Origin of the sequence: Bartonella sp. CL266QHHD (genome assembly GCF_042195355.1) — a bacterium.
Lineage (GTDB): Bacteria > Pseudomonadota > Alphaproteobacteria > Rhizobiales > Rhizobiaceae > Bartonella.
In genome coordinates, this window is the sequence record NZ_JBHIOD010000064.1 from 1 (window position 1) to 1,611 (window position 1,611).

Consider the following 1,611-nt stretch of genomic DNA (forward strand, 5'->3'; position numbering starts at 1 on the left):
TGCCAGCGCCCATAAGGGTGTACAACAGCTCGATGTAGGCAAGCTGGAACAAATCGTCCATGAAAACCGTGAAATGGCAACTCAACTCTTAGAAGAAGGGTTTAAATACAGCGATGACTCCTATAAAACCATGTTTATCAAAGAGCACCCCATTGCCGTGGTCGACCGTGATGAAAAGGGTAATATAATCTATGAAATAGATGCAAATGGGGTACCTATAAGAGACGCTCGTGGACAACCAATACCTCACGCACATTATTTAACGGATGAAGAAAAGCAGCATTTACAAGAGGGTGCTGATGGCAAGGTGCATGTGTCCTTTAATGGCATCTTTACTCCACCAGAGGAAGCCGCTGTTTATGCGGTTCAACATGCGAAGGATAAAAATGAACCGCTTTATTTTGTGGTGTTCCCAGAAGCTGATTCTGCTATTTCAGAACTTCTAGTCGCGGGCTATCAGAAGTTTATGGAAAATAACTTTTGGGGTTTGACCAATTCAACACAAGAAGCAAAAGATTTGGTGTATAGCCATGGTCTTACAGGATTAGAACTTTATGGACATAGTCGCGGGACAATGACATTGGGGAATATGCTGAATTCTTTCAAACAAGAAGGTGTGCACGGTATAGCCGACAACACGAAGATCAATTTCTATGGACCAGCCTTTAATGTTTTAGTTGCATCCGGTCTGTTAGGTTATGTGAGTGATGGCAAACAAACCACTATTGGCTTTGATGGGAATAGATATGACTTTGTCAGCAGAATTATTGGTGGCAATGGCTATACCTACGGGACACTCCCTGCTGGCAGTAACGTTTGGACAGAATGGTTGAGAGTGGCTACAAATCCCATAAGTTCCCATACTTGCCTTGGAGATGCGAGCGATATGTGCCAAAAGACTTATGGCACATCTCATCGTGAACAAGTTCCTTCAAGTAAATCATGGAGTAAAAAATGAAAAAACCTTTAAAATTATTGAGTACATTAACTCTATTAATCATCACTGGTTGTCAATTTAATAAAACTCCTACCTCCTCTATAGGAGCCTGGGAGAAATCGGGAGCAGATTTTACTGAGGTAGCAAAAGCATTATTAGAATGTGGCATGCCAACCCCTTATGATGTATTTCCAGAAAACAGAAAGCAGAGCATCAATGCAAAAGCAACAATTTATGCTTGCATGGTTCAATCAGGTTTCCGTGATAAAGTGGGGGGAGGGACTTGGTGCGAGAATCATAAAGCCGAAAACCTTCCCATATGTCGTCCAGGTGCTGTGATCCCGAGGCCCAGTGTCAAGAAGCGCTTAAACAGCCCTTATTGTAAAAAATATAAAAATGCACCTGAATGCAAGCCTTAAGTCTTGCTTGTGATGATCAACAATCCGCCATCCTTGCCTTCACTTGGAATGGCGCGATTGTTTCCTCAACCAATCATTTCAATATTGTTCACCGTTGTTTTAAACAGCGGTGACAGAAAATATCAACAGGCTTATGAGCTCTGTTTTATTGTAAATAAATCCATTGAAAGAGGGAAAAAATGAAGAAAATCTTGAAATTATTAAGTGGTCTCATTCTGTTAAATATTGCTGGATGTAACATTGATAAGCCTGCTC

General features: G+C 41.2%; 3 protein-coding genes. All 3 read left to right on the plus strand.

Features of this window, described 5'->3' with window-relative positions; translation table 11 throughout:
• The coding region (locus tag ACFIK7_RS09115; RefSeq protein WP_375663254.1) for a filamentous hemagglutinin at positions 1 to 958 on the plus strand (958 nt) is incomplete at its 5' end.
• Positions 955 to 1,356 carry a hypothetical protein gene (locus ACFIK7_RS09120; RefSeq protein WP_375646848.1) on the plus strand — a complete coding sequence of 134 codons (402 nt, stop codon included), beginning with the start codon at positions 955 to 957 and terminating at the stop codon, positions 1,354 to 1,356. The genes ACFIK7_RS09115 and ACFIK7_RS09120, both read left to right, overlap by 4 nt.
• Complete coding sequence (locus ACFIK7_RS09125; protein WP_375663255.1) at positions 1,344 to 1,469, plus strand: hypothetical protein; 126 nt, start codon at positions 1,344 to 1,346, stop codon at positions 1,467 to 1,469. The genes ACFIK7_RS09120 and ACFIK7_RS09125 overlap by 13 nt, the downstream gene beginning before the upstream one ends.
• Positions 1,470 to 1,611 lie beyond the last annotated feature (142 nt).

Coding starts and splice junctions, on each gene's coding strand:
- ACFIK7_RS09120 (WP_375646848.1), top strand. CDS start 955: ATGAAAAAACCTTTAAAATTATTGAGTACATTAACTCTATTAATCATC.
- ACFIK7_RS09125 (WP_375663255.1), top strand. CDS start 1,344: ATGCAAGCCTTAAGTCTTGCTTGTGATGATCAACAATCCGCCATCCTT.